Source organism: Streptomyces sp. RP5T, assembly GCF_003933965.1.
Taxonomy (GTDB): Bacteria; Actinomycetota; Actinomycetes; order Streptomycetales; family Streptomycetaceae; genus Streptomyces.
Genome location: NZ_RSAJ01000077.1, coordinates 1 through 23,220, shown reverse-complemented (window position 1 = coordinate 23,220; position 23,220 = coordinate 1). Strand labels below are relative to the sequence as shown.

Annotated in this window: 29 protein-coding genes; 10 read left to right on the top strand and 19 right to left on the bottom strand. The window is 70.9% G+C overall.

Annotated elements, in window-relative coordinates:
* Positions 1–13 precede the first annotated feature (13 nt).
* The 6 genes from EHS43_RS11530 to EHS43_RS11505 form a co-directional block, all read right to left on the bottom strand.
* Positions 14–2,059 carry an AAA family ATPase gene (locus EHS43_RS11530; RefSeq protein WP_125190443.1) on the bottom strand — a complete coding sequence of 682 codons (2,046 nt, stop codon included), beginning with the start codon at positions 2,057–2,059 and terminating at the stop codon, positions 14–16.
* 88 nt (positions 2,060–2,147) lie between these two features.
* Positions 2,148–2,756, bottom strand: a complete 609-nt coding sequence (locus EHS43_RS11525; RefSeq protein WP_125190442.1) for a TetR/AcrR family transcriptional regulator — start codon at positions 2,754–2,756, stop codon at positions 2,148–2,150.
* 30 nt (positions 2,757–2,786) lie between these two features.
* Positions 2,787–4,643 carry a phosphotransferase family protein gene (locus EHS43_RS11520; RefSeq protein ID WP_260470477.1) on the bottom strand — a complete coding sequence of 619 codons (1,857 nt, stop codon included), beginning with the start codon at positions 4,641–4,643 and terminating at the stop codon, positions 2,787–2,789.
* 279 nt (positions 4,644–4,922) lie between these two features.
* The gene (locus EHS43_RS11515) at positions 4,923–5,807 is read right to left on the bottom strand and encodes a GntR family transcriptional regulator (protein WP_125190440.1); all 885 of its coding nucleotides are present in this window, start codon (positions 5,805–5,807) and stop codon (positions 4,923–4,925) included.
* Entirely contained in the window at positions 5,804–6,607 is an 804-nt protein-coding gene (locus EHS43_RS11510) for an HAD family hydrolase (RefSeq protein ID WP_125190439.1), read from the bottom strand. Before EHS43_RS11510 ends, EHS43_RS11515 begins: the two co-directional genes overlap by 4 nt.
* On the bottom strand, positions 6,556–7,434 hold the full coding sequence (locus EHS43_RS11505) for a winged helix-turn-helix domain-containing protein (protein WP_125190438.1): 879 nt from the start codon (positions 7,432–7,434) through the stop codon (positions 6,556–6,558). Before EHS43_RS11505 ends, EHS43_RS11510 begins: the two co-directional genes overlap by 52 nt.
* Before the next feature lie 178 nt (positions 7,435–7,612).
* Between EHS43_RS11505 and EHS43_RS11500 the strand changes: the two genes are divergently transcribed.
* Positions 7,613–7,801, top strand: coding sequence for a hypothetical protein (locus EHS43_RS11500; protein ID WP_053851924.1), 189 nt, complete (start codon positions 7,613–7,615; stop codon positions 7,799–7,801).
* 35 nt (positions 7,802–7,836) lie between these two features.
* Here the strand turns inward: EHS43_RS11500 and EHS43_RS11495 are convergent, their stop codons facing one another.
* The gene (locus EHS43_RS11495; protein WP_125190437.1) at positions 7,837–8,754 is read right to left on the bottom strand and encodes a winged helix-turn-helix domain-containing protein; all 918 of its coding nucleotides are present in this window, start codon (positions 8,752–8,754) and stop codon (positions 7,837–7,839) included.
* A 200-nt stretch (positions 8,755–8,954) separates the two neighbouring features.
* Here EHS43_RS11495 and EHS43_RS11490 point away from each other — a divergent pair, with 200 nt between their 5' ends.
* A complete protein-coding gene (locus EHS43_RS11490) occupies positions 8,955–9,140 on the top strand; it encodes a hypothetical protein (protein WP_125190436.1) in 186 nt (61 codons plus the stop codon).
* A gap of 195 nt (positions 9,141–9,335) precedes the next feature.
* Here the strand turns inward: EHS43_RS11490 and EHS43_RS11485 are convergent, their stop codons facing one another.
* Both EHS43_RS11485 and EHS43_RS11480 read right to left on the bottom strand, forming a co-directional pair.
* Positions 9,336–10,589, bottom strand: a complete 1,254-nt coding sequence (locus EHS43_RS11485) for a GNAT family N-acetyltransferase (RefSeq protein ID WP_125190435.1) — start codon at positions 10,587–10,589, stop codon at positions 9,336–9,338.
* A 142-nt stretch (positions 10,590–10,731) separates the two neighbouring features.
* Complete coding sequence (locus tag EHS43_RS11480; RefSeq protein ID WP_125190434.1) at positions 10,732–11,355, bottom strand: aerial mycelium formation protein; 624 nt, start codon at positions 11,353–11,355, stop codon at positions 10,732–10,734.
* Between the two features lie 168 nt (positions 11,356–11,523).
* Here EHS43_RS11480 and dtd point away from each other — a divergent pair, with 168 nt between their 5' ends.
* Positions 11,524–11,949 (top strand): D-aminoacyl-tRNA deacylase, encoded by a 426-nt coding sequence (dtd, locus tag EHS43_RS11475; RefSeq protein WP_125190433.1) that lies wholly within the window; start codon positions 11,524–11,526, stop codon positions 11,947–11,949.
* Between the two features lie 29 nt (positions 11,950–11,978).
* Here the strand turns inward: dtd and EHS43_RS46375 are convergent, their stop codons facing one another.
* The 9 genes from EHS43_RS46375 to EHS43_RS11430 all read right to left on the bottom strand — a co-directional run bounded on the left by EHS43_RS46375 (position 11,979) and on the right by EHS43_RS11430 (position 18,695).
* A complete protein-coding gene (locus EHS43_RS46375) occupies positions 11,979–12,155 on the bottom strand; it encodes a hypothetical protein (RefSeq protein ID WP_185806211.1) in 177 nt (58 codons plus the stop codon).
* A gap of 141 nt (positions 12,156–12,296) precedes the next feature.
* Positions 12,297–13,262, bottom strand: a complete 966-nt coding sequence (locus EHS43_RS11470; protein ID WP_125190432.1) for a folate-binding protein YgfZ — start codon at positions 13,260–13,262, stop codon at positions 12,297–12,299.
* Positions 13,263–13,272: 10 nt separating this feature from the next.
* Positions 13,273–13,710, bottom strand: a complete 438-nt coding sequence (locus tag EHS43_RS11465) for a Fur family transcriptional regulator (protein ID WP_125190431.1) — start codon at positions 13,708–13,710, stop codon at positions 13,273–13,275.
* A gap of 16 nt (positions 13,711–13,726) precedes the next feature.
* Positions 13,727–14,302, bottom strand: a complete 576-nt coding sequence (locus EHS43_RS11460) for an FABP family protein (protein WP_125190430.1) — start codon at positions 14,300–14,302, stop codon at positions 13,727–13,729.
* A gap of 214 nt (positions 14,303–14,516) precedes the next feature.
* Positions 14,517–15,485, bottom strand: coding sequence for a hypothetical protein (locus EHS43_RS11450; RefSeq protein WP_125190429.1), 969 nt, complete (start codon positions 15,483–15,485; stop codon positions 14,517–14,519).
* A complete protein-coding gene (locus EHS43_RS11445) occupies positions 15,482–16,378 on the bottom strand; it encodes a hypothetical protein (protein ID WP_312023415.1) in 897 nt (298 codons plus the stop codon). The genes EHS43_RS11450 and EHS43_RS11445 overlap by 4 nt, the downstream gene beginning before the upstream one ends.
* Positions 16,375–17,106 (bottom strand): hypothetical protein, encoded by a 732-nt coding sequence (locus EHS43_RS11440; RefSeq protein WP_125190428.1) that lies wholly within the window; start codon positions 17,104–17,106, stop codon positions 16,375–16,377. The genes EHS43_RS11445 and EHS43_RS11440 overlap by 4 nt, the downstream gene beginning before the upstream one ends.
* Before the next feature lie 132 nt (positions 17,107–17,238).
* Complete coding sequence (locus tag EHS43_RS11435; protein ID WP_125190427.1) at positions 17,239–18,003, bottom strand: hypothetical protein; 765 nt, start codon at positions 18,001–18,003, stop codon at positions 17,239–17,241.
* Entirely contained in the window at positions 18,000–18,695 is a 696-nt protein-coding gene (locus EHS43_RS11430; protein ID WP_260470476.1) for a hypothetical protein, read from the bottom strand. Before EHS43_RS11430 ends, EHS43_RS11435 begins: the two co-directional genes overlap by 4 nt.
* Before the next feature lie 183 nt (positions 18,696–18,878).
* On the opposite strand from EHS43_RS11430, the gene EHS43_RS11425 reads away from it, so the two are divergent.
* From EHS43_RS11425 to EHS43_RS11400, 7 genes are all read left to right on the top strand, one after another.
* A complete protein-coding gene (locus tag EHS43_RS11425) occupies positions 18,879–19,241 on the top strand; it encodes a DsrE family protein (protein ID WP_125190426.1) in 363 nt (120 codons plus the stop codon).
* A 141-nt stretch (positions 19,242–19,382) separates the two neighbouring features.
* On the top strand, positions 19,383–20,111 hold the full coding sequence (locus EHS43_RS11420) for a DUF2993 domain-containing protein (protein WP_125190425.1): 729 nt from the start codon (positions 19,383–19,385) through the stop codon (positions 20,109–20,111).
* A 177-nt stretch (positions 20,112–20,288) separates the two neighbouring features.
* Positions 20,289–20,393 (top strand): Ms5788A family Cys-rich leader peptide, encoded by a 105-nt coding sequence (locus EHS43_RS48905; protein ID WP_369009042.1) that lies wholly within the window; start codon positions 20,289–20,291, stop codon positions 20,391–20,393.
* A 107-nt stretch (positions 20,394–20,500) separates the two neighbouring features.
* A complete protein-coding gene (locus tag EHS43_RS11415) occupies positions 20,501–21,340 on the top strand; it encodes a sulfurtransferase (RefSeq protein WP_125190424.1) in 840 nt (279 codons plus the stop codon).
* Between the two features lie 58 nt (positions 21,341–21,398).
* Positions 21,399–21,686: a DUF1416 domain-containing protein gene (locus EHS43_RS11410; RefSeq protein ID WP_125190423.1), complete on the top strand. Its 288-nt coding sequence runs from the start codon at positions 21,399–21,401 to the stop codon at positions 21,684–21,686.
* A gap of 72 nt (positions 21,687–21,758) precedes the next feature.
* On the top strand, positions 21,759–22,019 hold the full coding sequence (locus EHS43_RS11405) for a DUF3099 domain-containing protein (protein ID WP_125190422.1): 261 nt from the start codon (positions 21,759–21,761) through the stop codon (positions 22,017–22,019).
* A 10-nt stretch (positions 22,020–22,029) separates the two neighbouring features.
* Positions 22,030–22,419 carry a VOC family protein gene (locus EHS43_RS11400; RefSeq protein ID WP_125190421.1) on the top strand — a complete coding sequence of 130 codons (390 nt, stop codon included), beginning with the start codon at positions 22,030–22,032 and terminating at the stop codon, positions 22,417–22,419.
* On the opposite strand, the gene EHS43_RS11395 is transcribed toward EHS43_RS11400, so the two are convergent.
* Positions 22,412–23,220 (bottom strand): hypothetical protein (locus EHS43_RS11395; protein WP_125190420.1); only part of this gene is annotated, 809 nt, incomplete at its 5' end. The two genes, EHS43_RS11400 and EHS43_RS11395, sit on opposite strands and share 8 nt — an antisense overlap.

The window sequence follows — 23,220 nt, the reverse complement described above, 5'->3', positions numbered from 1 at the left end:
CTCCACTCCCGCCCTAGAACGGCAACGGCCGCCCATGCACCACCACCAGCCGTGACACCGCCCGGGTCAGGACGACATACAGCCGGTGCAGCCCCCGGCCCCCTTCCGCCGCCTCGGCCTCCGCGATCGCGGCCGGCTCGACGGCCACGACGTGGTCGTACTCAAGTCCCTTGACCGCACCGGCCGGTACGACACTCACCCGCGCCCCCAGCTCCTCGGGCCCGGCGGCGGCGATCCCGGCCTCGTCGAGAGCCTGCCGTACGCGGTCCACGTCCGCGGCGGCGGCGATGACCCCCACGGACCCCTCGTGCGCGAGCGACTCGCGTACGGCGTCGACGACCGCGCCCGGCAAGGCGACCAGGGAGGTGGGCCGGATGCTCAACTCACCGTCCCCGCGCAGCGATCGCGCCTCGGGCACGTCCACGTCCAGTCGGCCGAGCAGCCGGTTGGCGAGCCCCACGACGGCCTGCGGCACCCGGAAACCGGTGGTCAGCGGCACGACGGCCGCGTCCGGCTTGCCGAGATGCCGCAGGACGGTGTGCCAGGAGCGGGCCGCCCAGGGCGTGGTCCCCTGCGCCAGGTCCCCGAGCACGGTGACCGACCCGAACCGGGCCCGGCGGGCGAGCGCCCGGCACTCCATCGGAGACAGGTCCTGCGCCTCGTCGACCACGAGATGCCCGTAACCCTGAGGATGCTCCACCAGCCCGGCGACCTCGTCGAGCAGCACCAGATCGGCTGCCGACCAGCGAGCCGACTTCCACGACCTCGGCGGCCTGGCCCACAGCAGGTCCTCCTGCTCCTCCGCGTCGAGAATCCCGTCGGCGAAGACCGCCAACTCCTCGCGTTCACCGAGCAGTCCGGCCACGACCTCCTCGGGCCGCACCTTGGGCCACACGGCGTCCAGGAACGCCCCCATCACCCGGGACCGCGAGATCCGCTGCACCCAGGCGCCGTTCTGCGGCCCGGCCCGCCGCTCGGCCCGCAACTGCATGCTCCGCACCACCCGCCCGCGCACCCGCTCCCGCCCGATCCCGTACGGCGGTTCCTCCTGCCGTACGTCCGCCACAATCCGCGCGAGTTCACCGGCGCCGACCCGCCAGTTGTAGGAACCGTCCCTGATCTCCACGGAGTGGACTGCCTCGGTCGACACGCGTGCGTACAGCGCCCGGCGCAGCACCTCCGCCATGCGGGGATCGTGCTTGAGAGCGGCGGCCGGGCGGGTGTCGGTGGCGGTGACCGGCCGGCGGGCGATCTCGTCCTGGAGCGTGGACTGCCGTACGCCGGTCTCGCCCAGCGCGGGCAGCACCTGGGAGATGTACGAGAGGAAGGTCCGGTTGGGCCCGAGGACGAGGAGCCCGCCGCGCCGCATCCGCTGCGGGTGGGTGTACAGCAGATAGGCGGCCCGGTGCAGCCCCACGGCGGTCTTGCCGGTCCCGGGAGCGCCCTGGAGGCACACGGAGACGGCGAGGTCGCCGCGTACGAGGTCGTCCTGTTCGGGCTGGATGGTCGCGGCGATGTCCCGCATGGGTCCGACGCGGGGCCGTTCGATCTCCCGGGTGACGATGTCGCTGACCTGCGGCGGCCCGCCGTCCCGGAGATGCTCGTCCTCCAGTCCCGTGAGATCGGCGGAGTCCCCCTTGCTCCCCGGCGCCCAGCCGAACCGCCGGCGCACGGCCACCCCCTGCGGATCGTGGGCGCCGGCCTGGTAGAAGGCGCGGGAGACGGGCGCTCGCCAGTCGACGACCAGGGGCGGAGCGGCGGGGTGCTCGGTGATCCGCAGCCGGCCCAGGTGATACGCCTGTCCGGCGTGCTCGCCCGCGTCGAACTCCAACTTCCCGAAGAACAGCGGCCCTTCGGGCAGCTCCCGCATCTCCTTGGCCCGGCTGCGCAGCTGATACCCGAGCACTTCGGCATCGGCCCCGGAGGCGGAGACGTCCTCCCCGACGACGACCTGCTCCTGAGCCCCGTCGACCATGGCGGCGAGGGCCGAGCGGCAGCGGTCGTGGTGGGCGCGCTCGCGGCGGAGTGCGTCTTTCAGGGCGGGGGCGGCTGACGTCATGGGGACGAGCGTACGCGAGAATATGTAACTCGGTTACATTTTTTACCGAGCCTCACTCAGCTGAGCCACACCTCAGGCGAGCCACGTCTCAGGTGAGCCACGTCAGACCACTCGCCAACACCCCGAACGCCCGCTCGGCCGCGGTCACCGCATCCGCCCGCACGTCCTCGATCCGCTCCCCCGCGGCGATCCGCTGCCAGTTCTCCAGGGCGAGGATCCGCCGCACCGCGATGATCTGCCCCGCCGCCAGCCGGGCGTCGAGGTCACCCCCGAGCACCTCGGCGAGCGCGGCCTCCTGCCGTTCCAGGTGCCCGTGCGCCCGGGCGACGAGGGCGGGGGTGCCGTAGAGCAGCGAGTGGAAGGCGAGCACATCGGGGTGATCGCTGAGCCCGGTGGCGGGATCGTCCCGCTCCAGCCCGTCCAGGAAATGCCGCCGCAGGGCGACCAGAGGCGCCTCGTCCGACCCGGCCACGACCCGCGTGGCCTCGTCCTCGTGATCGGCGATCCGGTGGAGGACGAGGTCCTCCTTCGCCGGGAAGTACCGGAACAGGGTCGGTTTGGAGATCTCGGCGGCAGCGGCGATCTCGGCCACGGAGACGGCGTCGTACCCCTTCTCCAGGAAGAGCCGGATGGCGATCTCGGAGACGGTCTCGTACATCCGCTGCTTCTTGCGCTGGCGCAGGCCGGGGGCGGTCATGGGGTGAGCCTACGCACCGGGTCCGGGGAGTCAGGACGCCTTGAGGGAGGCGGGTGCCTTCGGTACGACACGCCTGCGCAGCCCCAGGGAGCCCGTGGCGGCGGACAGGGTCATCTCGTAGGCGGCCACGGCCCGCCGGACGTTCGGGGTGCTCAGCGCGGCTCCCGTCGTCATCCGGTCCAGGTCGACGTAGGCCGAGCGGATCTGCTCGATCCAGCGGTACACGCGCCAGTCGCGCTCCCAGCCCACGACGCGGTCGGAAGGAAGCTTCCTGCTCCAGCGGTGGAACATGCGTACACGCATCTCCGTGCGGGTCGGCGTCAGATGGAGATGGCGCACCAGGTCGTAGAGGGGGTCGCCGATCATCCCCATCTCCCAGTCGATGATCGTCAGCCCGCCCTGACGCCCGGCACGCACCAGATTCCAGGGGTTGAGGTCACCGTGCAGCAGGACGGGGGCCCGTTCGGTCACCTCGTAGCGGCCCAGGATGTGCCGGAGCAGGGCGCCGTCCGGCAGGCCGCGGTGGTCGGCGGCCCGCAGGGTCTCGGCGGGCAATGCGGCGACGAAGTCGGCAAGCCGTTCGACCAGCCAGCGATAGAAGCCCCCGGCCGGCTCCTCGGACGGCAGGGACGAATGGTCCACCTCCGCGAGCGCGGCGAGCTCGTCGACCAGTTCGTCCGCCTCGGCGGGCAGCAGGCCGTCCACGGGGTGCTGGGGAGCCCGGCCCTCGGGACCCTCGTACGTGTGGATCGCGACATGACGCCCGCGGTCGTCGTAGCCCAGCGCCAGGATGCGCGGGGCACGCACCCGCACACCGGAGCTCTCGATCACCTGCAGGACGGCATGTTCGGGCAGGAGCCCCTGCTCTCGGCGCGGAGCCGCCGCGGTTTCGCGACGGACCACCACGGGGTGGTCGTGTTCCGCGAGCCGGACGACGGTGTTGAGATGAGCCGTGCCGCGGAAGACCCGGTCGGCCGGGGCGACTCCCTCCGCCGCCAGAGCGCTGCGCACCAGGTCGGACGAGAAGTCCTCCCGCTCGGGGACACGGCTGTCGCGGCGCCACCGGAACAGCGTGTCCGGCACCCTTCCGGCCTCCCTCGCCAGGCGCGCGGCCTGCCAGCGGAACAGGGCGTCCGCGATCTCCTTCTCGGGCGGGACCTCGGACATGCCGAGCAGGCCGGCGGCCCGTTGCAGCCCCTCGCCGATGTCCGCCGCCGCCGTCAGCAGCGGCCCGTCCCCGACCGAGTCCCCGAGAGACCTCGCGGCGCGGATCACGTCGTCGTACGCGGCATGGATCCGCTCGAAGTCCATGTAGTACGGGAGGTCCCGGCCGAGTCCGCTGACGGCCAGGGGCCGGGTACGCCGCATCTCGTCCGTCCACGCCTGGACGACCTCGTCCACCTGGGCCGCGGGATAGCGCATCCGCACCACGTGGCTGGCGAGACCGTGCAGCGGGTCACCGTACGACGCCGAGGTCCAGTCGACGCACGCCACCGAGAGCTTGGGGCCCTCCAGGACGGTGACGTTGGTGCGGGCGAGGTTGGTGAGCAGGAGGCCGTAGGGCCGGCGGGACATGGCGGGCACCTGCTCGGCGAACCGGACCAGCCCGTCACCCGGTACCCCGAGTACCGCGAACAGGCCACCGATCGCGGACTGGTTGGGGTCGAGCGTCCGACGCTTCGCCTGCCGCACGAGGGTGTCCAGATAGGCCCTGCTGTCCCTCTCGTTGCGCGACCACTCGGCGGGCAGCGCGGGCAGGGCCTCTTTGCGGACGAGCGTCAACTGCGCGAGAAACCGGGCCAGTACGCCGACGGTCAGGGAGTCGACGGGCTTGTCGGCCGGACAGGTCCGGGCCAGTTCACCAGCCGCCGTCCGGGGGGACGCCACCCGCACTCCCGTGGAGATCTCACGGATGTATCCGTTCCGAAGGAATGCCGTGAGAACGGCATTACGGACTTCGCCCCCGCGGTCAGGCCAAGCCCCGATCGCCACCCATGCTCCTGAAACGCTAGTTCTAAACATCGAAAGCGATGCGCATCCAAGAAAATTGATGCACACGATAGCGGCACGCGCTCGTCCGCACGGCCCGGATGCGTCCTTTGGGGGGAGACCTGTCGGCTATGTCAGAGACGTACCGGGCTTTTTAACGTCCCCGTGCCCGCTCCGTTACGTGGCCAGCAGCAGCCACGCCGAGTCGAACCACTCCTGCCAGGTCCGCAGGAGCACGGAACCGGTGGCGTCGGGGGTGCCCTCGTCATGGGCGAGCTCCGTCAGGGCGGACCCCGGCCCCAGGACATCGCAGGCGTCGATCTCGGTGCCGTCGTCCGTCAGGATCGTGCGCTCCACGACCTCGTACGGGCCCAGCAGGCCCTCCACACCCCGCCGCAAGTACAGCTTGTGGGTCGGCACGAGCGGCACCTCCCGGACCGCCACCTCCACGTCGGGCACCAGCCCGTCCGTCCTGAGGCTGCGCAGGGCGTCACGCAGCGAGGACGTGTGCCGTCGGATGATCTCTCTGGTCCGCGCCTGAAGGATCCGGTCCAGTTCCTTCACCTCGGCGTCGGAACGGTCCTTCGGCGCCCTGGCCCGCGGATAAGGGAGTTCGACCATGCCGGACGGCACCAGCAGGCGGAGGGCGATGCGGTCCGGGGTGGGGATCTGGCCCGTGCGGATCGCCTCGGCCTGCACCCGAATGTGGGCGTCGAGGCTTTCCGAGGTCAGCGTGAAGACGTCGAGTTCCACAATGCGACACTCAAAGGCACGGCGCACGAAAGGCCCCAGCCCTGTCCGGCCGGAAGGCACCCTCGGCTGTGTCGCCACGTGGACGGGCAGCGTCGCCCGGACCTGCGAGCCGCTGCCCTGTCGGGTCTCGATCCAGCCCTCGGACTCCAGCTCCCTCAGGGCGCGCTGGACCGTGTCGCGCGAGACGCCGTAGTCCTCGGCCAGTTGACGCTGTGGGGGAAGACGGGAACCCGGTGAGTACGTGCCGTCGGAGATCCGGGACCGCAGCGCCGCCAGGATCGCGGAACCCGTTTCGCGTCGTTCGCTCACCTCGCGACCGTACCTCCGCCCTCGGTCCCCAGGACCTTCAACACCTGTTCCATCGAGCTCACGACGACGTCGGCTCCCGCCTGCTTCAGCGTCCGTTCCTTGTGCTCATTGATCGCATAGCCCAGGAACGCCACCCTGGCCCGCTGTGCCGCCTGGAGGTCCGTGGCCGTGTCACCGATCATCAAGGTGGCCGAGGGCGCCGCCCCCATCGCCTTGACGGCCTGCTCCAGGCAGTGCGGGTTCGGTTTCATCAGGTCGAGGTTCGGGGTGCGGCCGTAGACGTGGGGAAAGCAGTCGGTGAGCCGGCGGCTCTCCACGTACGCCGTTGCCGCGGCGGCCGCGTTGTTGGTCGTGATCGCGAACCTGACTCCGTACGACCACCACGTCCTGATCAACGGATCCACGTACGGGGTGGGCAACGCCGTGGCGACCGCCGTCAGTTCGCGCCGGGTCAGCCACTCCTCCAGCTCCAGGACCAGGTCACTGCCCCGGCGTCGCTCATGAACGGCCCGCAGGGCGTCCTGCGGATCATTGCCGGATCGTTCCTGCTCGGTCAGCAGTCCGCCCATCCCCAACTGGTCGATCTTCTCCACCAGTTCCCCGGCTATCTGGTGCGCCGGATACCCCGCGAACAACTTGCAGATCGGCCCGTCCATGTCCCAGAGCACATACCGAGTGGAGGCGACCAGTGATGCGAGTCGTGCTGTCTCTGCTGTCACCGGTTCAGTGTGCGTCGTCTCAGGAGTCACTAGGAGAGTGTCAGGTCCGTCGTGATGGTTTCCCAGAGGGCGTCGAACCACTTCTGCGATTGCTCGACGAACGCGGCGTCCCGTTCACCCGCGCTCTTCTCGAAGGAGAACAGCAGCGACTCCGTGCCGAGGACGTCGTACATGTCGAGCATGCCGGTGTCGGTGGCCTCCTCCCGGCGCGCGACCATGTAGTAGGCGATCAGCGCCTCCACGCCGTTGAGAAGGTAGAGCTTCACCGGCGGAGTGAACGGCAGCGCCCGGAATCTCACCCTGACGTCGATCCCGTGGGAGGAGCGCAGGGAGCGGAGGTTGTGGCGCAGGACGTGGCCCTGGGCGTTGCGCATCTCCAGCCAGCGCTGGTGGACCGGGTTGTCGTCGTCGGGGGTCTCCACCGGGACCGGGAAGGCCAGGTTGATGTCCCGGGAGGGGAGGAGGATGCGGACGTCGATGGACTCGGGGTGGATACGGCCCTCGTGGATGAGGCGGACCGGCTCACTCAGGGCCACCATCAGCGTCTCCGCGGTGAGGCAGGCCGCGTCGATGCGGACCTGCGGCCCCGCGAACGCCTCGGCCAGGCGGGGCGCCAGGGCCACCATCGTCGGCTGCGGGCTCCCCTGGGTGACCGGCACCTCGGCGATCCGCGGCGGGCTCCCCTTGCTCACGTTGCTGAGCAACCCGTCCTCCTGCAGTGCGCGCAGTGCCTGACGGACCGCGCCCCGCTCCACCCCGAACTCCTCGGCGAGTTCGGCCTGGGTGGGGAGGCGGTCGCCGGCCTTGAGCTCACCCGTGCGGATGCGTTCCCGCAGGGTGTCGGCGATTTCCTGGGGCGAGAGCCTTCTGCTGCCGTTCACTGCCACGTTCTCCTGGGTCACGACCAAACGGTACAACTCCATTCCATCTGTGGGGAGTTGTTGCGAAGTTGTTTATCAAGTACCACCAAGTGGGGACAACATAGTCAGAGTTGGTTGCCAACTTGGTTGAGTTGGTGGAAGTTTTGCCTCCGCACTGCCTGCCTCGCCCGTTTCGCCCGCCCCGAAGCCTGAAGGGGGAACCACCATGCCGGCCCTCGCCCTCCTCTCCGCCGTCTTCGTCGTCGGCGTCGAGCAGACCCTGCAGTGGAAGTACGGAGCCAGCGGCATCATCGGGATGCTCCTGCTCACCATCGGCATCAAGGCCAAGAACCCGGCGATCAGCTCGACCGGGGCCGTGGTGCTCGCCCTGCTGGTCGCGGGACCCGCCCTATGACCCGAGCACACCCGGATCCGCCCCTGTGGGAGACCTCAGCCTGTGAGCGCGAGCTCCGAACTGATGGTCTCCCACAGTGCGTTGAACCACAGATGGGACTGCTCCACGAAGGTCGTGTCCCGCAGCCCCGCGCCCTGTTCGAAGGCGAACAGCATCGACTGGGTGCCCTCGGAGTCGTACAACTCCAGGTGCTCGTCGTCGATCTCCTCCTTGCGGCGGGTCAGCGTGTAGTACGCGAAGAGCGCCTCCATGCCGTTGAGCAGGTACAGCTTCACCGGGGGCGTGAAGGGCAGCGCGCGGAAGGAGACGTGGACGTCGATGCCGTGCGTGGCCCGCAGGGCCAGCAGGTTGTGCTGGAGGACCTGGCCCTGTGCGTTGCGGTGGGCCAGCCAGCGCTCGTGGACCGGGTCGTCGTCGCCGCGGCCGTCGACCGGCACCGGGAAGGCGAGGTCGATGTCCCGGCCGGGGAGCAGGACGCGGACGTCGACCTTGGCCGGATTCAGCCGTCCGGCGTGGATCTGGCGCAGCCCCTCGCCGATGGCGAGGTTGAGGGACACCGACGTCAGGCACAGGGCGTCTATCTCGACGTGCGGGGCCGCGAAGGCGGCGGCGATACGGGGGCCGAGGGTGACCATCGTGGGCTGCGGCGCCGCCCCGGGGCCGGCGGCCGTCCTGCTCAGCCCCAGGTCGGGGGCGACGGTGGCCGGGCTTCCCTTGGAGACGTTGGTGAGCAGGTGTTCGGTCTGCAGCAGGTGGAGCGCCTGCCGTACGACCCCGCGCTCGACGCCGAACTCGTCGGCCAGCCGTGCCTGTGTGGGCATGCGCTGACCTGCTCGCAGCGTGCCGGACCGGATCCGGGCGCGGAGCTCGTCGGCCACCTCGCGATGTGACTTCTGTGGCCGCTGCGACCTCTTCCGTCCATTGACGGAGGCGTGTTTCGGGTCCACGACCAAACCCTACAACTTCCCGCCATCTTTGGGCAGTTCACTGGAAGGTGGTTATGAGCCGCTTCCAAGCGGAGATAAGTACAGTGAAGTTGGTCGCCAACTTGGTCAACCTTAAGGAACATGGTCAAAAGTTCTCAAGGTTGGCCACTCGGCGATCGACAGGGGCCACCGTCCCGCAGAGGGACCGTCCCGAAGGGGGGACCGTCATGCCGTTCATCGCCGTCGCCATCGCCGCTCTCGCCGTCGGCTTCGAAGCGCTCGTCCAGTGGAAGTGGGGCGCGATGGGCATCATCGCGTTCCTCGCCCTGACCATCGGCGTCAAGTCGAAGAACGTCGCGATCGGCGGCATCGGAGCGGTCGTCCTCGTGATGCTGCTCGCCCAGTCAGGCTGACGCCGTCCGGATGACGCCCGCCCCGTCGGGCCCAGGATCCGGCTGATCGGGCTCCCTTCCGGAGGGGAGCCGGGAGCCCGGTCGGTCTGCACAGCCACAACTGAACACCGACAACTGAAGAGCCTCACCAGCACAGTCACAACTGAAGAGCACAGCTACGGATGAACAGTCAGCCGTCGTCGACAGGAGGGAGCCTCAGAACATGTCCGGGCACCAAGGCCGCCTGGACATACGCAGCAGGGCGTCGGCCACCCGGCCGGCGCCCGCTCGTTCTTCCCGCACCCGCCCCAGCGCCGCGAGCCGCACCGCCGACTCGTCGCCGAGCCACAGCGCCGCCAACTCCCCTATGTCCAGGGTGAGATCGGCGTCCGCTGCGGTCGTCGTACAGGACGCCCCGGCCGGCGAGGCCTCCAGCCGGTAGCGACCGCCGGCCAGACCGGACCCGTCCACGACCTCCAGCACCAGCGCGCCCTCGCCCTCGTACGTCCGCGCCTCCAGGGCCCGTACGACATCCAGGATCCGCACCCACATCCAGTCCGCCTGGGTGGTGATCGCGGCCGCGCGCGGGTCCGGGAGCAGGTGCGGGAGCAGGTCGTCGGGGGCGCGGGCGCCGCTCCTGACCCGGGTGACCCAGTCGATCGAGCAGAGGTAGTGCCACAGGGCGCGCTCGGCGGCCGGGGTCGTGGTGAGCAGGCTGCGCACGCTCGCCGTGTTCAACGGCTGCTTGGCATCCCCCCACTTGTCGTCCACCTCGTACATCAGCAGCCCTTCGACCGCGCCGTCGCCCGCGCGGTACACCGCGAAGAACGGCTCGGTCCACTTCGGGTCGAAGCGTACGGCGCCGGTGGCCGTCCGCCACCACCAGTCGCCGCGGCTGACGGCACCCGGGGTGGCGCGGCGCATCCGGTCGTGCAGTTCGGGGCCGAGCTTGCGGACCTCGTCCGGGCCCACCAGCTCGATACGGCTCCCGCCCTCCAGCCGCGGGCCGCGCCCGTCGAGGCCGGTGCGCTGGACGTCGACGGTCCACTCGGCGGCCGAGGTGGCGGGGCCGAAGCCGTAGCGGCCGTAGATCCGGTACTCGGCGGCGATGAGGGTGGCCACGACGTCGCCGCGGTCCTTCGCGGCGGCGAGATCCTGATTCATCATGCGGGTGAGCAGGCCGCGTCTGCGGTGCGGGGCGCTGACGGTGACGGCGGTGATCGCGTCGGCCGGTACGAGGGCTCCGCCGACCGCCGTGACCTCCTGCGCGAACGACCGGAAGGTCGCCACGCAGCGGTCCCCCTCGAAGGCCCCGACGAACCGCCCCGGCTCGAACTGGCTCCGGCGCGCCTCCAGCTCCGCCTCCGACACGACGGGCTCCCGCAGGAACCCGGCGTGCACGGCCCGCAGCCACTCGGGATACTCGGCCTCGGTGACCGGACGGACGTCTATGTCGGCGGGGGCGCTCATGGGGCCACGGTAGGCGGACCCAGCGGAGGTGTCGCGCGGTTTTCAGCGCCCCCGGACCGCAGCGCGGCCAGGTCAGGTCAGGTCAGGTCAGGTCAGGTCAGGTCAGGTCAGGTCAGGTCAGGTCAGGTCAGGTCAGGTCAGGTCAGGTCAGCAGATCCTCCACCTGCGCCTCCCCCTCCCGGTACCGCCGGGTGATCTCCCCGCTGCACTCGTCCGCCGTCCGCTGCAGCCGTTGGCGCCGGCCGGACACCTGCTGCTCGTACCGCACCAGTCGGCCCATCGCCGTGTTCAGCTCCAGGTCGGTGCGGGCCCCCAGGTCGGAGAGCTCGACCTCGGCGAGCATCTCGGCGGCCAGCAGGCGGTACTCCTCGCTGAGCGGGGTGCCCAGCCTGACGTGGCGGGCCGAGGAGCGGTGGCGGGCCGGGGCGTCGGCGAGGATCTCCGGGAGCCGCTCGACGACGGAGGCCTCCGGGAGCCGCTCGGGCACCGGGCCCGACGGGGACCGGCGGTGCAGTTCCGCGCGGAGGATGTCGATACGGCCCTGCAGCAGCCGCCGTACGTAACTGAGGTCGGCCTCGTCCCGCTGGGCGTCCCTGCACAGGGTGCGCAGTTCGGGCAGGCTCAGCGTGGCGAGATCGTGCTCGGGTGGATCGGGCGGCAGCAGCGGGCTGTCCGTGCGCTGCGCGGGCGGCCGGAGTGCCTCCGGTTCCGCCCCGCGGACAACGCGGACGGGCCCGGAATGCTGCCCCGTGATCGGTGTGCTCATGCGCCTCAACCGTCCCCTCGACCGGCGTGTGGAAGCATCGTGCCACCCCAAGTGGCCGCTATGTGACCGAGTGCCCCCGAACGGCCCCCAACGGCCCCAGATGGGGGGTTAAGGATCAAATACCAGCCCGAACGCGGGTCCTTCCCGCGGGACCGGCATGATGGTCACATGCGTGCAGTGGTACAGCGGGTGGACGGCGCGAGCGTCGTCGTGGACGGGGAGACGGTCGGGGAGATCAGCGGCGAGGGCCTGTGCGTCCTCGTCGGGGTGACCCACGAGGACACCAAGGAGAAGGCGGCCCAACTCGCCCGCAAGCTCTGGTCGCTGCGGATGCTGCACGACGAGAAGTCGTGCAGCGACATCGACGCCCCGCTCCTGGTGATCAGCCAGTTCACCCTGTACGGAGACGCCCGCAAGGGCCGCCGCCCCACCTGGAACGCCGCCGCCCCCGGCGACGTCGCCGAGCCCCTCGTCGACGAGGTCGTCGCCCAGCTGCGCGCCCTGGGCGCGACGGTGGCCACCGGCCGCTTCGGCGCCCGGATGCGGGTGTCCCTCACCAATGACGGCCCGTTCACGGTCCTGTTGGAGATGTGACGTTCACGGGCCGCCGGCGACGCGCCCCTTCACGGTCCGGTCGGCGGCACGCGCAGCAGCTCCCGGCAGTCCCGGGCCACGGCGGCCATGCCGAGCTCCTCGGCCGTGGTGAGCGCGATGCGGGCGAGACCGTCGGCCGCGGCGCGCACCCCGGGACTGGCGGACCGCAGCCGCGCGCGGGCCTCGTCGAGGCGCAGACGTGCCATCTGCGCCGGAGAGTGCCGGGCCGTCCGTACCGCTTGCCGCAGATGCAACAGGGAAGCCAGGGGGCGGGCTAGGCGCTCGCCCCCTGGCTGTGGCTGACGCCGGACGAGGGCGGGGGTGACCCCGTCGTACCGTCCTGCCTCCTACGGCTCGACGACGACTTCCTGGGCCGCGGCCGTGGTGTCGGCGATGAGCCGCGCGTCCAGGGGGACGTTCCGCTTGACCAGGGCGAGCGCGACCGGGCCGAGCTCGTGGTGCCGTACGGACGTCGTCACGAAACCGATCTTGCGGCCCTCGGGCCCCTCGTCCGCGAGCCGGATGTCGGCGCCGGCGGGCGGCAGATGGACCTCGCTGCCGTCCAGGTGCAGGAAGACCAGCCGCCGCGGGGGCTTGCCGAGGTTCTGGACGCGGGCGACGGTCTCCTGGCCGCGGTAGCAGCCCTTCTGCAGGTGCACCGCGCTGCCGATCCAGCCCAGCTCGTGCGGGATGGTGCGGTGGTCGGTCTCGAAGCCGAGCCGGGGACGGTGGTGCTCGACCCGCAGCGCCTCGTAGGCGAGCAGGCCGGCCGCGGGGCCGGACTTCTCCGCGAACGACTCCAGGTCCGCGCGGGGCAGGAACAGATCACGGCCGTACGGCGTCTCGCGTACGACTACCCCCTCCGGCACCTCGGCGATGGAACCGGCGGGGAGGTGGACGACCGCGAACTCGTCCGTGCGGTCGGCGACCTCGACCCGGTAGAAGAACTTCATCGACTCCAGGTACGCGATCAGCGCGCCCTGGGTGCCGGGTTCGACGTGCGCCCAGACGGTCGTGCCGTCGTCGACGAGGTACAGCGCGTGCTCGATGTGCCCGTGCGCGGAGAGGATCAGCGCCTCGGTGGCCTGGCCCGTGGGCAGGTCGCTGACGTGCTGGGTGAGCAGCAGGTGCAGCCAGCTGAGGCGGTCGTCGCCGGTCACCGTGACGACCCCGCGGTGGGAGAGGTCGACGAAGCCGGTGCCGTCGGCGAGGGCGCGCTGTTCGCGGAACAGGTCGCCGTAGTGCGCGGCCACGCCTTCGTCCACGCCCTCGGCGGGGACGGCGCCGGGCAGGGACAGCAGAGGGCTCTTCATATGCCTAAGCCTACGACTCGGTAGTTGAAGCCTTGAGAGAACAGTCCTTGCAGCGGCCGAAGATCGCGAAGTGCTTCATGTCGGTCTCGAAGCCGAACTCCTGCCGGAGCTTCGCGGTGAAGCCGGCGGCCACCTCGATGTCCGCCTCGATGACGTTCTGGCAGTCGCGGCACACCAGGTGGATGTGGTGGTGGCGGTCGGCCAGGTGGTACGTCGGCGCCCCGTGCCCGAGGTGGGCGTGGCTGACCAGACCGAGCTCCTCCAGGAGCTCCAGGGTCCGGTAGACCGTGGAAATGTTGACCCCCGACGCCGTCTTCTTCACTTCCGTGAGGATGTCGTCGGGGGTCGCGTGCTCCAGGGTGTCCACGGCTTCGAGGACAAGCTGGCGCTGCGGCGTCAGCCGGTAGCCGCGCTGCCTGAGGTCGCTCTTCCAGTCGGTGCTCACCACACCGGAAAGTCTAGGACTACTTGAAGAAAGCGATGCCGTCGTCCGGCATGTCGTCGGGCAGGTCCTTGGCCCAGCGCTCGACCTCCTCCGGGGTGACGACCTTCTTCAGGTGGGCGGACATGTAGGGGCGCAGCTCGACCTCGGGGGTCTGCTTCTCGCCGACCCACATGAGGTCGCTCTTGACGTAGCCGTAGAGGCGCTTGCCGCCGCTGTACGGGCCCGAGGCGGCCGTCCGCGCGACGGCGTCGGTGACCAGGTCGATCTGCGGCTTCTGGTCGGCCATCTCGCCGTACCAGATCTCGACGACGCCGTCGTCCCGGACCATCGTCACCTCGACCTTGCGGTCGGAGTCGATGCGCCAGAAGCCGTGCTCGGTCTCCAGCGGGCGGACCTTGTTGCCGTCGTTGTCCAGGACCCAGGTGTGGGAGCGGTACTCCAGGAAGTCCCGGCCGTCGTGGCCGAAGGTCACCTCCTGGCCGAAGTTGCACTTCTCCGAGCCCGGGAAGTCGTGCACGCCCGCGCCGGCCCAGTTGCCGAGCAGGAAGGCGAGCGGGACGAGGTCCTTGTGGAGGTCGGACGGGATCTCGATCATGAGTGGCGGTTCCTAGAGGGGGATCAGCGCTGGCCCTGGTACAGCTTCTTCACGGTCAGTCCGGCGAAGGCGAGAACGCCGACGCAGACCAGGACCAGCAGGGCTTCGAAGAAGATCTCCACGGGGTGCTCCTCGGATGAGCGGGGTGCGGTGCATGTACACGGGCCGGGCCCCAGCTTACGCGGCCGGGGCCCGGGGGACCGTGCGGGCCTCCTCACGCCAGCAGCTGGCTCTGCAGGGTCACCGTCTGCTGGAAGGGGACGGGGCCGGCGGTGCCCTTGCGGTCCTGGATCACCAGGGCGAGGACATCGCCGACGGCCAGGTAGGCGTGCCGGGTCTGCTCGGCGCCGTACGGCTTGGCCTCGGTGTAGACGACGTGCGTGACGTCCTCGATCTGCGCCTTGCCCGGGAAGCGGTCGTCGGAGACCGAGTCGGCCGCGCCGCGCAGCTGGTAGCCGGGGCCGCCGTAGGGGGCGATCTGGCCGGTGAGCTCGTCGACGACGGTCGCGGTGTCGAACTGGAGCAGGTAGACACGGGTGCGGGTGCCGTCGGGGGTGGCCCAGCCGCGGGCCGCGATGTGCCGCAGCCCGTACTCGGTCAATTTCTGCGCCAGCTCCTCGCGGTCCTCCTTCTCCCCGAACGCCGTGAGGAAGTCCTTCGTCGGGAGCCAGCCGTCGGTGCCGCGCAGCGCCGCGTCCGCCGTCGCGCCCTTCGGTGCGGGGAGCACCAGCTTCCGCAGGCCCGCGTAGTGCGTCCCGGTCCTGTTCTCCTTGGCGAGCGGCCCGGGACTGCCCTTCGGCAGCGGCGGCTTCGTGAGCGTGGGATACACCCACCTCCCGTCCGACACGGTCCCGAGACCGGGGACGTCGGTCCGCTCCATCCCCGCGATCCCGTACGCCGTCCCGGCCCCCACGATCCCGAAGACGGCCACGGCGGCGGCCCAGCGCAGGGCGGTGCGCAGGAGGCGGCGGGACGTGGGGGGCCGCGGCGCGGTGAGCGGGGCCGGGGAGAACTCCGGTACCGCTATGGGCGCGGGCTCGGGAACGGACCCGGGCGTGGGCTCGGGCTCATCGGCCGAGTGGGACATGTCGGTCTCCGTCGGCTCCGGCCCCGAGGTCTCCGCCGGTCCCTTCGCCGGGTCCGTGCTCGTCCCGTGGCCGGTCTCTTCCGCCTGGTGGGTCATACCGCCTCCCCCGGCTCCTCGATACGGTCCAGCTGTTCGCGCAGGAACATGGTGATGCCTGTTTTCTGGAGGGGTTTGGCGCTGGTCGCGGTGAGGGTGACCAGGACGTTGCCCTGCGCGGCGACGCAGTACATGGACTCGAGGGCGTTCTTGCCGTCCTTCTCGTCCACCGGCGGCAGGTAGCACGCGGCGTCCTTGTGGCCCTCGATCTTCGGGCCCTCGTCGAAGACCCCCAGCGAGTCGAAGAAGGTCTGCTGGGAGCGGGCGAGGTCGCGGACCGCCGCCGTGCTCCCCATGCGGGCCAGCTGGACGGACAGCACGGAGGCCTGGTCCGTGTAGACGGAGGACAGCTCCTCGGTGCTGACGTAGCTGCGCATCGCGATCCCGGAGATGTGCTGCCTGTCGATCCGCTTCTCCAGCTCCCTGCGCTGGCTGCGCGGCAACCCGCTCAGCGGCTCCTTCGCCAGCGCGGTCGCCCGCGCGCCGCTGAGCTGCGCGTCGTACCCGAACTCCCCGATGTCCGGCCCCCGGCTCCATCCGTCGGACCCGTACGGCACGAGCAACCCGCCCAGTCCCTGCGCGGACGCGGCCTTCGCCTCCCCGGCCCCGGCCCCCTTCGGGAACGTCCACACCGGCGCGCCGGCGTCGCGGTCCGCGCCGTTCACGGTGACGACCGTGCAGCCGACCCCCGCCACGACGGCCCCGGCCGCCACGACCGACACGGCGATCGCGGCGATACGGCCGCGGCGACCACTGCGACCGGCAGGGACCGGCTCCGGCACGGCCCCCGCACTCACCACGCCCTCGGCGCTCACCACGTCCTCGGCACTCGCCGCGTCCTCGACGCTGACCGCGCTGTCGGCGTTTTCGGCGTTCTCGGCGTTCTCGCTCACAGCCGCTCCATCTGCCGCTCGGCCAGGTCCATGATCGTCTTCTTGGGGACCGGCTTGGTGTCGTAGACCCAGACGTCGACCACGATGTCGCCCCGCCACGCGTGCGCCTCCGCGTAGTACTGCGGCAGATAGCCGGGCTTGGTGTCCGGCTTGTCGTGGACGTACACCATGCCGTTCTCCGTGCCGGGCAGGGTCCAGCTCCGGGTGGCGGACTCGTCGGCCGCCCAGTACTGGTCGCCCGACGTGACGTCCGAGGCGGCGAGGGTCTCTTCCTGCCGGAACTGGGTCAGCCGGACCTCGAAGTCCGCCTGGCCCTTGGTCCACCCCACGGAGGCCGCCCTGCGGAACTCACCGCTGATGGCGTCGCCGAAGGCCTCGCCCGGCTTGACGTAGGTGTCCGCGTACGCGGGAAGGCTCAGCCAGCCGTCGACCGAGGACAGCCACGCGGCGGTCTTCGTCCCGGCCGGCTTCTTCAGCAGCAGCTTGCGCAGGTCGCCGTCCGTTTTGACTCGACGGTCCTGTGCGGCCGACAGCGGTTCCGGGGCCGGCTCCCTGGCCTGGGCGAGGGTCGGCTGGGAAAGGGAGGGCAGCTTCGTCGGCTCGCGGTCGGCCTGGATCAGGTATCCGGCGCAGCCTCCGGCGACGACGCCGAGTACGGCCGCGCCGGCGATCAACAGTGTCGTACGGCCCCGGCGGCGTGCGCCGGATCTCTCTTCGGGTACTTCCAACGGGTCCCCCACAGACAAGAAGCGCGCATTCCGTATGCGCGCTCCACAGGTGACTCCTGTTCAACACCCAGAGTTGTACGCACGGTTGATCACGATCCGGACACATCCGGAACGGCGCGACGGCACGAACGCTCAGGCCAGGAGCTGGCTCTGCAGGGCCAGGGTCTGCACGAAGGGCACGGTGTCGACGGTGGCCCCCTCGCGGGACTGGAGCACCACGGCCAGCACGTCCCCGGCGGACAGATAGGCCTGCCGGACGTGCTCGGCGCCGTAGGGCCGGGTCTCGTCGTACACGGAGCGGCGGATCTCGGCGATGCCGGACGCGTCGGGGAGATCCTCGTCGTGGACGGCCCGTTCGGCGCCGCGCACTCGGTGGCCCGGAGCGCCCTGGCGTGCCAGGTGCTGGTGGAACAGGTCGTCCGCGACCGCGGCCGTGCCGAAGCGGAGCAGGTAGACACGGGTGTGCGTACCGTCCTCGGTGGTCCAGCCGCGTGCCGCGACATGCCGCAGCCCGGTGTCGACGAGCGTCTGCCGGAGGGCCGCCCGGTCCGGCTCGGCGTACTCCGCCAGGAAGTCGTCGGTCGCCAGCCATCCCCCGGTGCCGCGCAGCGCCCGGTCCTCCACGGCGCCCTCCGGCGCGGGCAGCACCAGGGCCCGCAGATCCGCGTGATGGGCGCCCGGGTCGTCCTCGTCGGCGAACGGGGCTGGACTGTCGGCGGGCAGCGGCGCACCGCTCAGACGCGGGTACTCCCACAGGCGCTCCGTCGGCGCCGCGAGCCCGGGCACGTTTTCCCGGTCCAGGCGGGTGATGCCGTACGCGGTGGCGGTCCCTCCCACGGCGAAGACGGCCACGACGGCGATCCAGCGCAGGGCGGACACGGCCCTCGTTCCCCTCACAGCCGCTCCATCTGTCGCTCGGCCAGATCCATGATCGTCCCCATGGGGACCGGGTCGTCGCCGTAGACCCAGATGTGCAGGGAGAGGTCGCCGCGCGACGCGTGCGCCTCAGCACTGAGACCGGGGGCGACGGCGGACTCGCTGGACGGCTCCGGGTGGACGTACGCCTTGCCCCCGCCGGTGCCGGGTATCGGCCGGCTCTCCACGTCCAGGTCCTCCTGCGCCCAGAAGCGGGTGCTCTCGCTGTCGTCCTCGGGCGCCGCCGGGACCTCTTTCTGGCCGAACTGGACCAGGCAGATCTCCACCTCGTGGTCGCCCGTGTCCCAGCCGGTCACCGCCGCCCGCAGGAACTCCTGCTCTTCGAGGTAGGTCGCGCCGGCCTCGGGGTGCTCCCACGTGGCGGCGTAGTCCTCCAGGTACAACCAGCCCTGGGTCGCCACCCAGTCCGGTGTGGTCGCCCCGGCCGGCTTCGTCAGCAGCAGCTCCCGCAGATCGCCGTCGTTCCTGACCTTGCGGTCCTGCTCGGCGCTGAGCGGCTGCGGCTGGGGCCCGCGGGCCCGCGGGAGTTCCGGCTGGACGAGCAGGGGCAGCCTCGGCTCCCGGGCCGCCTGGACCAGGTATCCGGCGCATGTCCCGGCGACGACACCCAGTACGGCCGCGGCGGCGGCCATCCGTCTCTTCGGGTCCTTCACGTACGTCTCCCACAGGGCGTGTACCGCGCACTCCGCGTGCGCGCCGCACAGGAGACCGCCGGTCGGCGGCCGAGGTTGCGGCGGGGCCGATCACGATCAGGACACGCCGACCGTGGCGCCGGAGGCCGGTCGGTGGTGGTGGTCGTCGCGGTGGTCCGGCCGTCCTCGCACTACGCTGCCCGCATGGCGAAGAAGCTCGTGATCAAGGTGACCGCCGGGGCCGACGCCCCCGAGCGCTGTTCGCAGGCGTTCACCGTGGCGGCGGTGGCCGTGGCCAGTGGGGTGGACGTCTCGCTGTGGCTGACCGGGGAGTCGGCGTGGTTCGCGCTGCCGGGGCGGGCCGCGGAGTTCGAGCTGCCGCACGCGGCCCCGCTGCCCGACCTGCTGGACTCGATCCTCGCGGGCGGGCGGCTCACGCTGTGCACCCAGTGCGCGGCCCGCCGGGACATCACGGAGCAGGACGTCATCGAGGGCGTACGGATCGCGGGCGCGCAGGTGTTCGTGCAGGAGGCCCTGGCGGACGGGACGCAGGCGCTCGTCTACTGAGCCGGCCCGCGCCGGGCGGACCGGCGGCCTGTCACAGGTGGTCGACAATTCAAGGAACGCCCCGCCCGGCGGGGTTAGTCTCACGCTCGACGGCCACCCGTCCGTTGTCGACACCACCGCCGCTCTGGGGGATCCAACCGCATGCGCGCCCTGCGAATACTTCTGATCACCGCCGTGATTCTCGGCGGGCTGTTCGTCGCCGCCGACCGTCTGGCGGTCCACTTCGCGGAGGGCGAGGTCGCGGACCGGCTGAAGACGCAGGAGGGGCTGACCACGACGCCGAGCGTGGACATCAAGGGGTTCCCGTTCCTGACCCAGGTGGCCGGGGGTGAGCTCGACGACGTCGAGGTCGGGATGAAGGACTACGCCGCGGACACCGGCACCAGCGGCGGCACGATCCGCATCGACGACCTGAACGCCGCCATGAAGGGCGTGGCCTTCTCCGGCGACTACAGCTCCGCCACCGCCTCCACCGCCGCCGGCTCGGCGACCATCGCCTACGACCAGCTGCTGAAGGCGGCCGGGTCCCAGGAGGCCCAGCTCCCGCTGGGCGTCACCGCCAAGGTCGTCGGACTCTCCGACGGCGGGAACGGCAAGATCAAGGTCGACATCAAGTTCAGCGCCCTGGAGAAGCCCGTCTCCGTGCTCAGCACCGTCTCGGTCGTCGACGGCGACACCGTCCGGGTGCACGCCGACTCGATCCCCAGCTTCGGGAACATCACCCTCGCCGACTCCGACTTCCGTTCGGTCGCCGACTTCGACCAGAAGATCGAGGGTCTGCCCGGCGGCATCAAGCTCGACAGGGTCGAAGCGGGTGCGAACGGTGTGGAGATCGCGGTGACGGGTTCGGACGTCAAGCTCGCCGGGTAGGACGAGCCTCGGACCGGACCACGGCTCGTCCGACAGGCGAGACGGTGACGTCCGTACCGTAGATGTGATGACGGCTACAGCCGCCCGGGAACCGTGGGAGCACGGTCCGGGCGGCTTTTTGGTCCCACATCTCGGACGATCGCATCTCAGCATGCGACACACCGGTGACATGCCGGTATGTCCGTCCCTACGATCGACCACATGAAGCGACAGGCGGATCTCACGAAGCGGCGGGCAGTAGACCTGTGCCGCGTCGCCGCCATGCTCTGTCGCCCCTTCTGAGCGGACGGCACCGCCTCCGCATCCCCCGCCCTGGCGTCCCAGGGCATCCGTGCGCCCCGCGCACCCTTCCGCACGCCCCGCCGCAACTGCCCCGGAGGAGAAAGAGCATGAGCCGCAGCGACGTCCTGGTCGACGCCGACTGGGTCGAGGCCAACCTCGACAACCCGAACATCGCGATCGTGGAGGTGGACGAGGACACGTCCGCCTACGAGAAGAACCACATCCGCAATGCCATTCGGATCGACTGGACCAAGGACCTGCAGGACCCGGTCCGCCGCGACTTCGTCGACCAGGAGGGCTTCGAGAAGCTCCTGTCCGCGAAGGGCATCGCCAACGACACCCTGGTGATCCTCTACGGCGGCAACAACAACTGGTTCGCCTCCTACGCCTACTGGTACTTCAAGCTCTACGGCCACGAGAACGTCAAGCTCCTCGACGGCGGCCGCAAGAAGTGGGAGCTGGACGCCCGCGAGCTGGTCGAGGAGGTGCCCGAGCGCCCGACGACCGACTACAAGGCCAAGGCCCAGGACACGTCCATCCGCGCCTTCCGTGACGACGTCGTGGCGGCCATCGGCTCGCAGAACCTCGTCGACGTGCGGTCGCCCGACGAGTTCTCCGGCAAGCTGCTCGCCCCCGCCCACCTGCCGCAGGAGCAGTCGCAGCGCCCGGGCCACGTCCCGTCCGCGCGCAACATCCCCTGGTCGAAGAACGCCAACGACGACGGCACCTTCAAGTCGGACGAGGAGCTCAAGGAGCTCTACGCCGACGAGCAGGTCGACCTCGCCAAGGACACCATCGCGTACTGCCGTATCGGTGAGCGCTCGGCCCTGACCTGGTTCGTGCTGCACGAGCTGCTCGGTGTCGAGAACGTCAAGAACTACGACGGCTCCTGGACCGAGTACGGCTCCCTGGTCGGCGTTCCGATCGAGCTCGGCGCCAACAAGTAAGACACCCGTCCAACCCGACCGGCCTTCCTTCCGGTCAGACCCCTCTTTGGAGAAAGACATGTGCGGAGCGAAGGCCGGCGGCCCGGACGCCTCGACGATCAAGCCCGGTGAGACCACGATCCAGGGTCAGGTGACGCGTGACGGCGAGCCTGTGGTGGGCTACGTCCGCCTCCTGGACTCGACCGGCGAGTTCACGGCGGAGGTCCCGACCTCCGCGACGGGCCAGTTCCGCTTCTACGCGGCCGAGGGCACCTGGACCGTCCGCGCCCTGGTCCCCGGCGGCACCGCCGACCGTACGGTCGTCGCCCAGCAGGGCGGCCTGTCCGAGGTAGCGATCGCCGTCTGAGGCGCTTGAGCAGGGGAAGGGCCGTACCCCCGGGGTACGGCCCTTCGGCCTGTCCGGGCCTACGCTGGAACCATGTTGGCGCGACGACGGCGTGTCTACTTCGCCATGATGGGCACCTGCATCGGACTGTTCGTCCTGGCCTGGGGGGTCGTGCGGCTCTGGTCGATCCCGATGGCCGTGGGGATGTGCGTGGTCGCCATGGTGATCCCGCCGCTGGCCGCGATGGTCGCCAACCGGCGCGGCCCCGACGACCGCTGGTGGGACGACCCCTCCGGCGACCCCAAGTCCGACGAGTGGTGGGACGAACTGGACGGGAAGAAGCGGCGGCAGTAGGAAGGCGGGCATGTCTTCCTCCGCGCGGCTGTCCACCGTCGTCCTCGACGCCCATGACGCCCACGAGCTCGCCGCGTTCTACCAGCGCCTCCTCGGGTACGTGATGCGCGCCGAGGAGCCGCACTGGGTCCTCATCGGACCGCCGCCCGGCACCGGGGGCACGTCCCTGGCCTTCCAGACCGAGCCCGCGTACGTGCCGCCGGTCTGGCCCGGCCGAGAGCCCGGCGAGCAGCAGATGATGCTGCACCTGGACATCCAGGTGGACGATCTGGAGGCCGAGACCGCGCGGGCGGTGGCGCTGGGAGCGCGGTCGGCCGAGTACCAGCCGCAGGACGACGTGCGGGTGCTCCACGACCCGTCCGGGCACCCCTTCTGCCTCTGGGTCGAGACGCCTAGCTGATCGCCCGGCCCAGCACGTACACCGCAGGCGCCGCCGCGGCCAGGGGCAGGGCCACTCCTGCCGTGAAGTGCACGAAGCGGGACGGGTAGTCGTAGCTCGCGACCCGGTGGCCGATCAGCGCGCACACCGCCGCGCCCGCGCCGAGCAGGGCGCCCTTCGCGCCGAGGTCCGTCATCCCGCCGACGGCGATGCCCGCGCCCGCCGCGGCGAGCACCGCGACGACCACGGAGGCCGGGGTGGGCAGGGGCAGCGCGCGGGCCAGGACCGCGACGGCCACCGCGGCCGCACCGACCGTGACCGCGTCCGGGTCCGCCGCGAGGTGGCCGGTCGCGACGATCGCCAGGGCCGCCGAGGCGACGGTCGCCATCAGGCCGTACATGCGCTCGTCGGGGTCCGCGTGCGAGCGGAGCTGCATCACGAGGCTGAGCAGGACCCAGACGCCGAGGGTGCCGAGGATCGCCGCGGGCGCGTTCTCCCGGCCGGCCGTCAGCAGGGCCGCGTCCGCGACCAGCGCGCCGAGGAACGCCAGCGCGATGCCCTGGCGGGCCGGCCACATGCCGTTGAGCCGGAACCAGCCGGCCGCGGTGACGGCCTGGAGGACGACGAGGGGCACGAGCAGGGCGTACGACCCGACGGCCGCGGCGCCGGAGAGCAGCAGGCCGAGCAGCGCGGTGAGCGCGGCGGGCTGGATGCCGGGCTCGATGATCGGGGACCGGCCTTCGAGCCGGGCGCGCTGGGCGTCGGTCACCCGGGCGTTCCCGGCGAGGGTCGCGGGGCCGTAGCCGGCGGAGGCGTCACCCG

Coding starts and splice junctions, on each gene's coding strand:
- EHS43_RS11530 (WP_125190443.1), bottom strand. CDS start 2,059: ATGACGTCAGCCGCCCCCGCCCTGAAAGACGCACTCCGCCGCGAGCGC.
- EHS43_RS11525 (WP_125190442.1), bottom strand. CDS start 2,756: ATGACCGCCCCCGGCCTGCGCCAGCGCAAGAAGCAGCGGATGTACGAG.
- EHS43_RS11500 (WP_053851924.1), top strand. CDS start 7,613: ATGCCGGCCCTCGCCCTCCTCTCCGCCGTCTTCGTCGTCGGCGTCGAG.
- EHS43_RS11490 (WP_125190436.1), top strand. CDS start 8,955: ATGCCGTTCATCGCCGTCGCCATCGCCGCTCTCGCCGTCGGCTTCGAA.
- EHS43_RS11485 (WP_125190435.1), bottom strand. CDS start 10,589: ATGAGCGCCCCCGCCGACATAGACGTCCGTCCGGTCACCGAGGCCGAG.
- EHS43_RS11480 (WP_125190434.1), bottom strand. CDS start 11,355: ATGAGCACACCGATCACGGGGCAGCATTCCGGGCCCGTCCGCGTTGTC.
- dtd (WP_125190433.1), top strand. CDS start 11,524: ATGCGTGCAGTGGTACAGCGGGTGGACGGCGCGAGCGTCGTCGTGGAC.
- EHS43_RS46375 (WP_185806211.1), bottom strand. CDS start 12,155: ATGGCACGTCTGCGCCTCGACGAGGCCCGCGCGCGGCTGCGGTCCGCC.
- EHS43_RS11470 (WP_125190432.1), bottom strand. CDS start 13,262: ATGAAGAGCCCTCTGCTGTCCCTGCCCGGCGCCGTCCCCGCCGAGGGC.
- EHS43_RS11460 (WP_125190430.1), bottom strand. CDS start 14,302: ATGATCGAGATCCCGTCCGACCTCCACAAGGACCTCGTCCCGCTCGCC.
- EHS43_RS11450 (WP_125190429.1), bottom strand. CDS start 15,485: ATGACCCACCAGGCGGAAGAGACCGGCCACGGGACGAGCACGGACCCG.
- EHS43_RS11425 (WP_125190426.1), top strand. CDS start 18,879: ATGGCGAAGAAGCTCGTGATCAAGGTGACCGCCGGGGCCGACGCCCCC.
- EHS43_RS11420 (WP_125190425.1), top strand. CDS start 19,383: ATGCGCGCCCTGCGAATACTTCTGATCACCGCCGTGATTCTCGGCGGG.
- EHS43_RS48905 (WP_369009042.1), top strand. CDS start 20,289: ATGTCCGTCCCTACGATCGACCACATGAAGCGACAGGCGGATCTCACG.
- EHS43_RS11415 (WP_125190424.1), top strand. CDS start 20,501: ATGAGCCGCAGCGACGTCCTGGTCGACGCCGACTGGGTCGAGGCCAAC.
- EHS43_RS11410 (WP_125190423.1), top strand. CDS start 21,399: ATGTGCGGAGCGAAGGCCGGCGGCCCGGACGCCTCGACGATCAAGCCC.
- EHS43_RS11405 (WP_125190422.1), top strand. CDS start 21,759: ATGTTGGCGCGACGACGGCGTGTCTACTTCGCCATGATGGGCACCTGC.
- EHS43_RS11400 (WP_125190421.1), top strand. CDS start 22,030: ATGTCTTCCTCCGCGCGGCTGTCCACCGTCGTCCTCGACGCCCATGAC.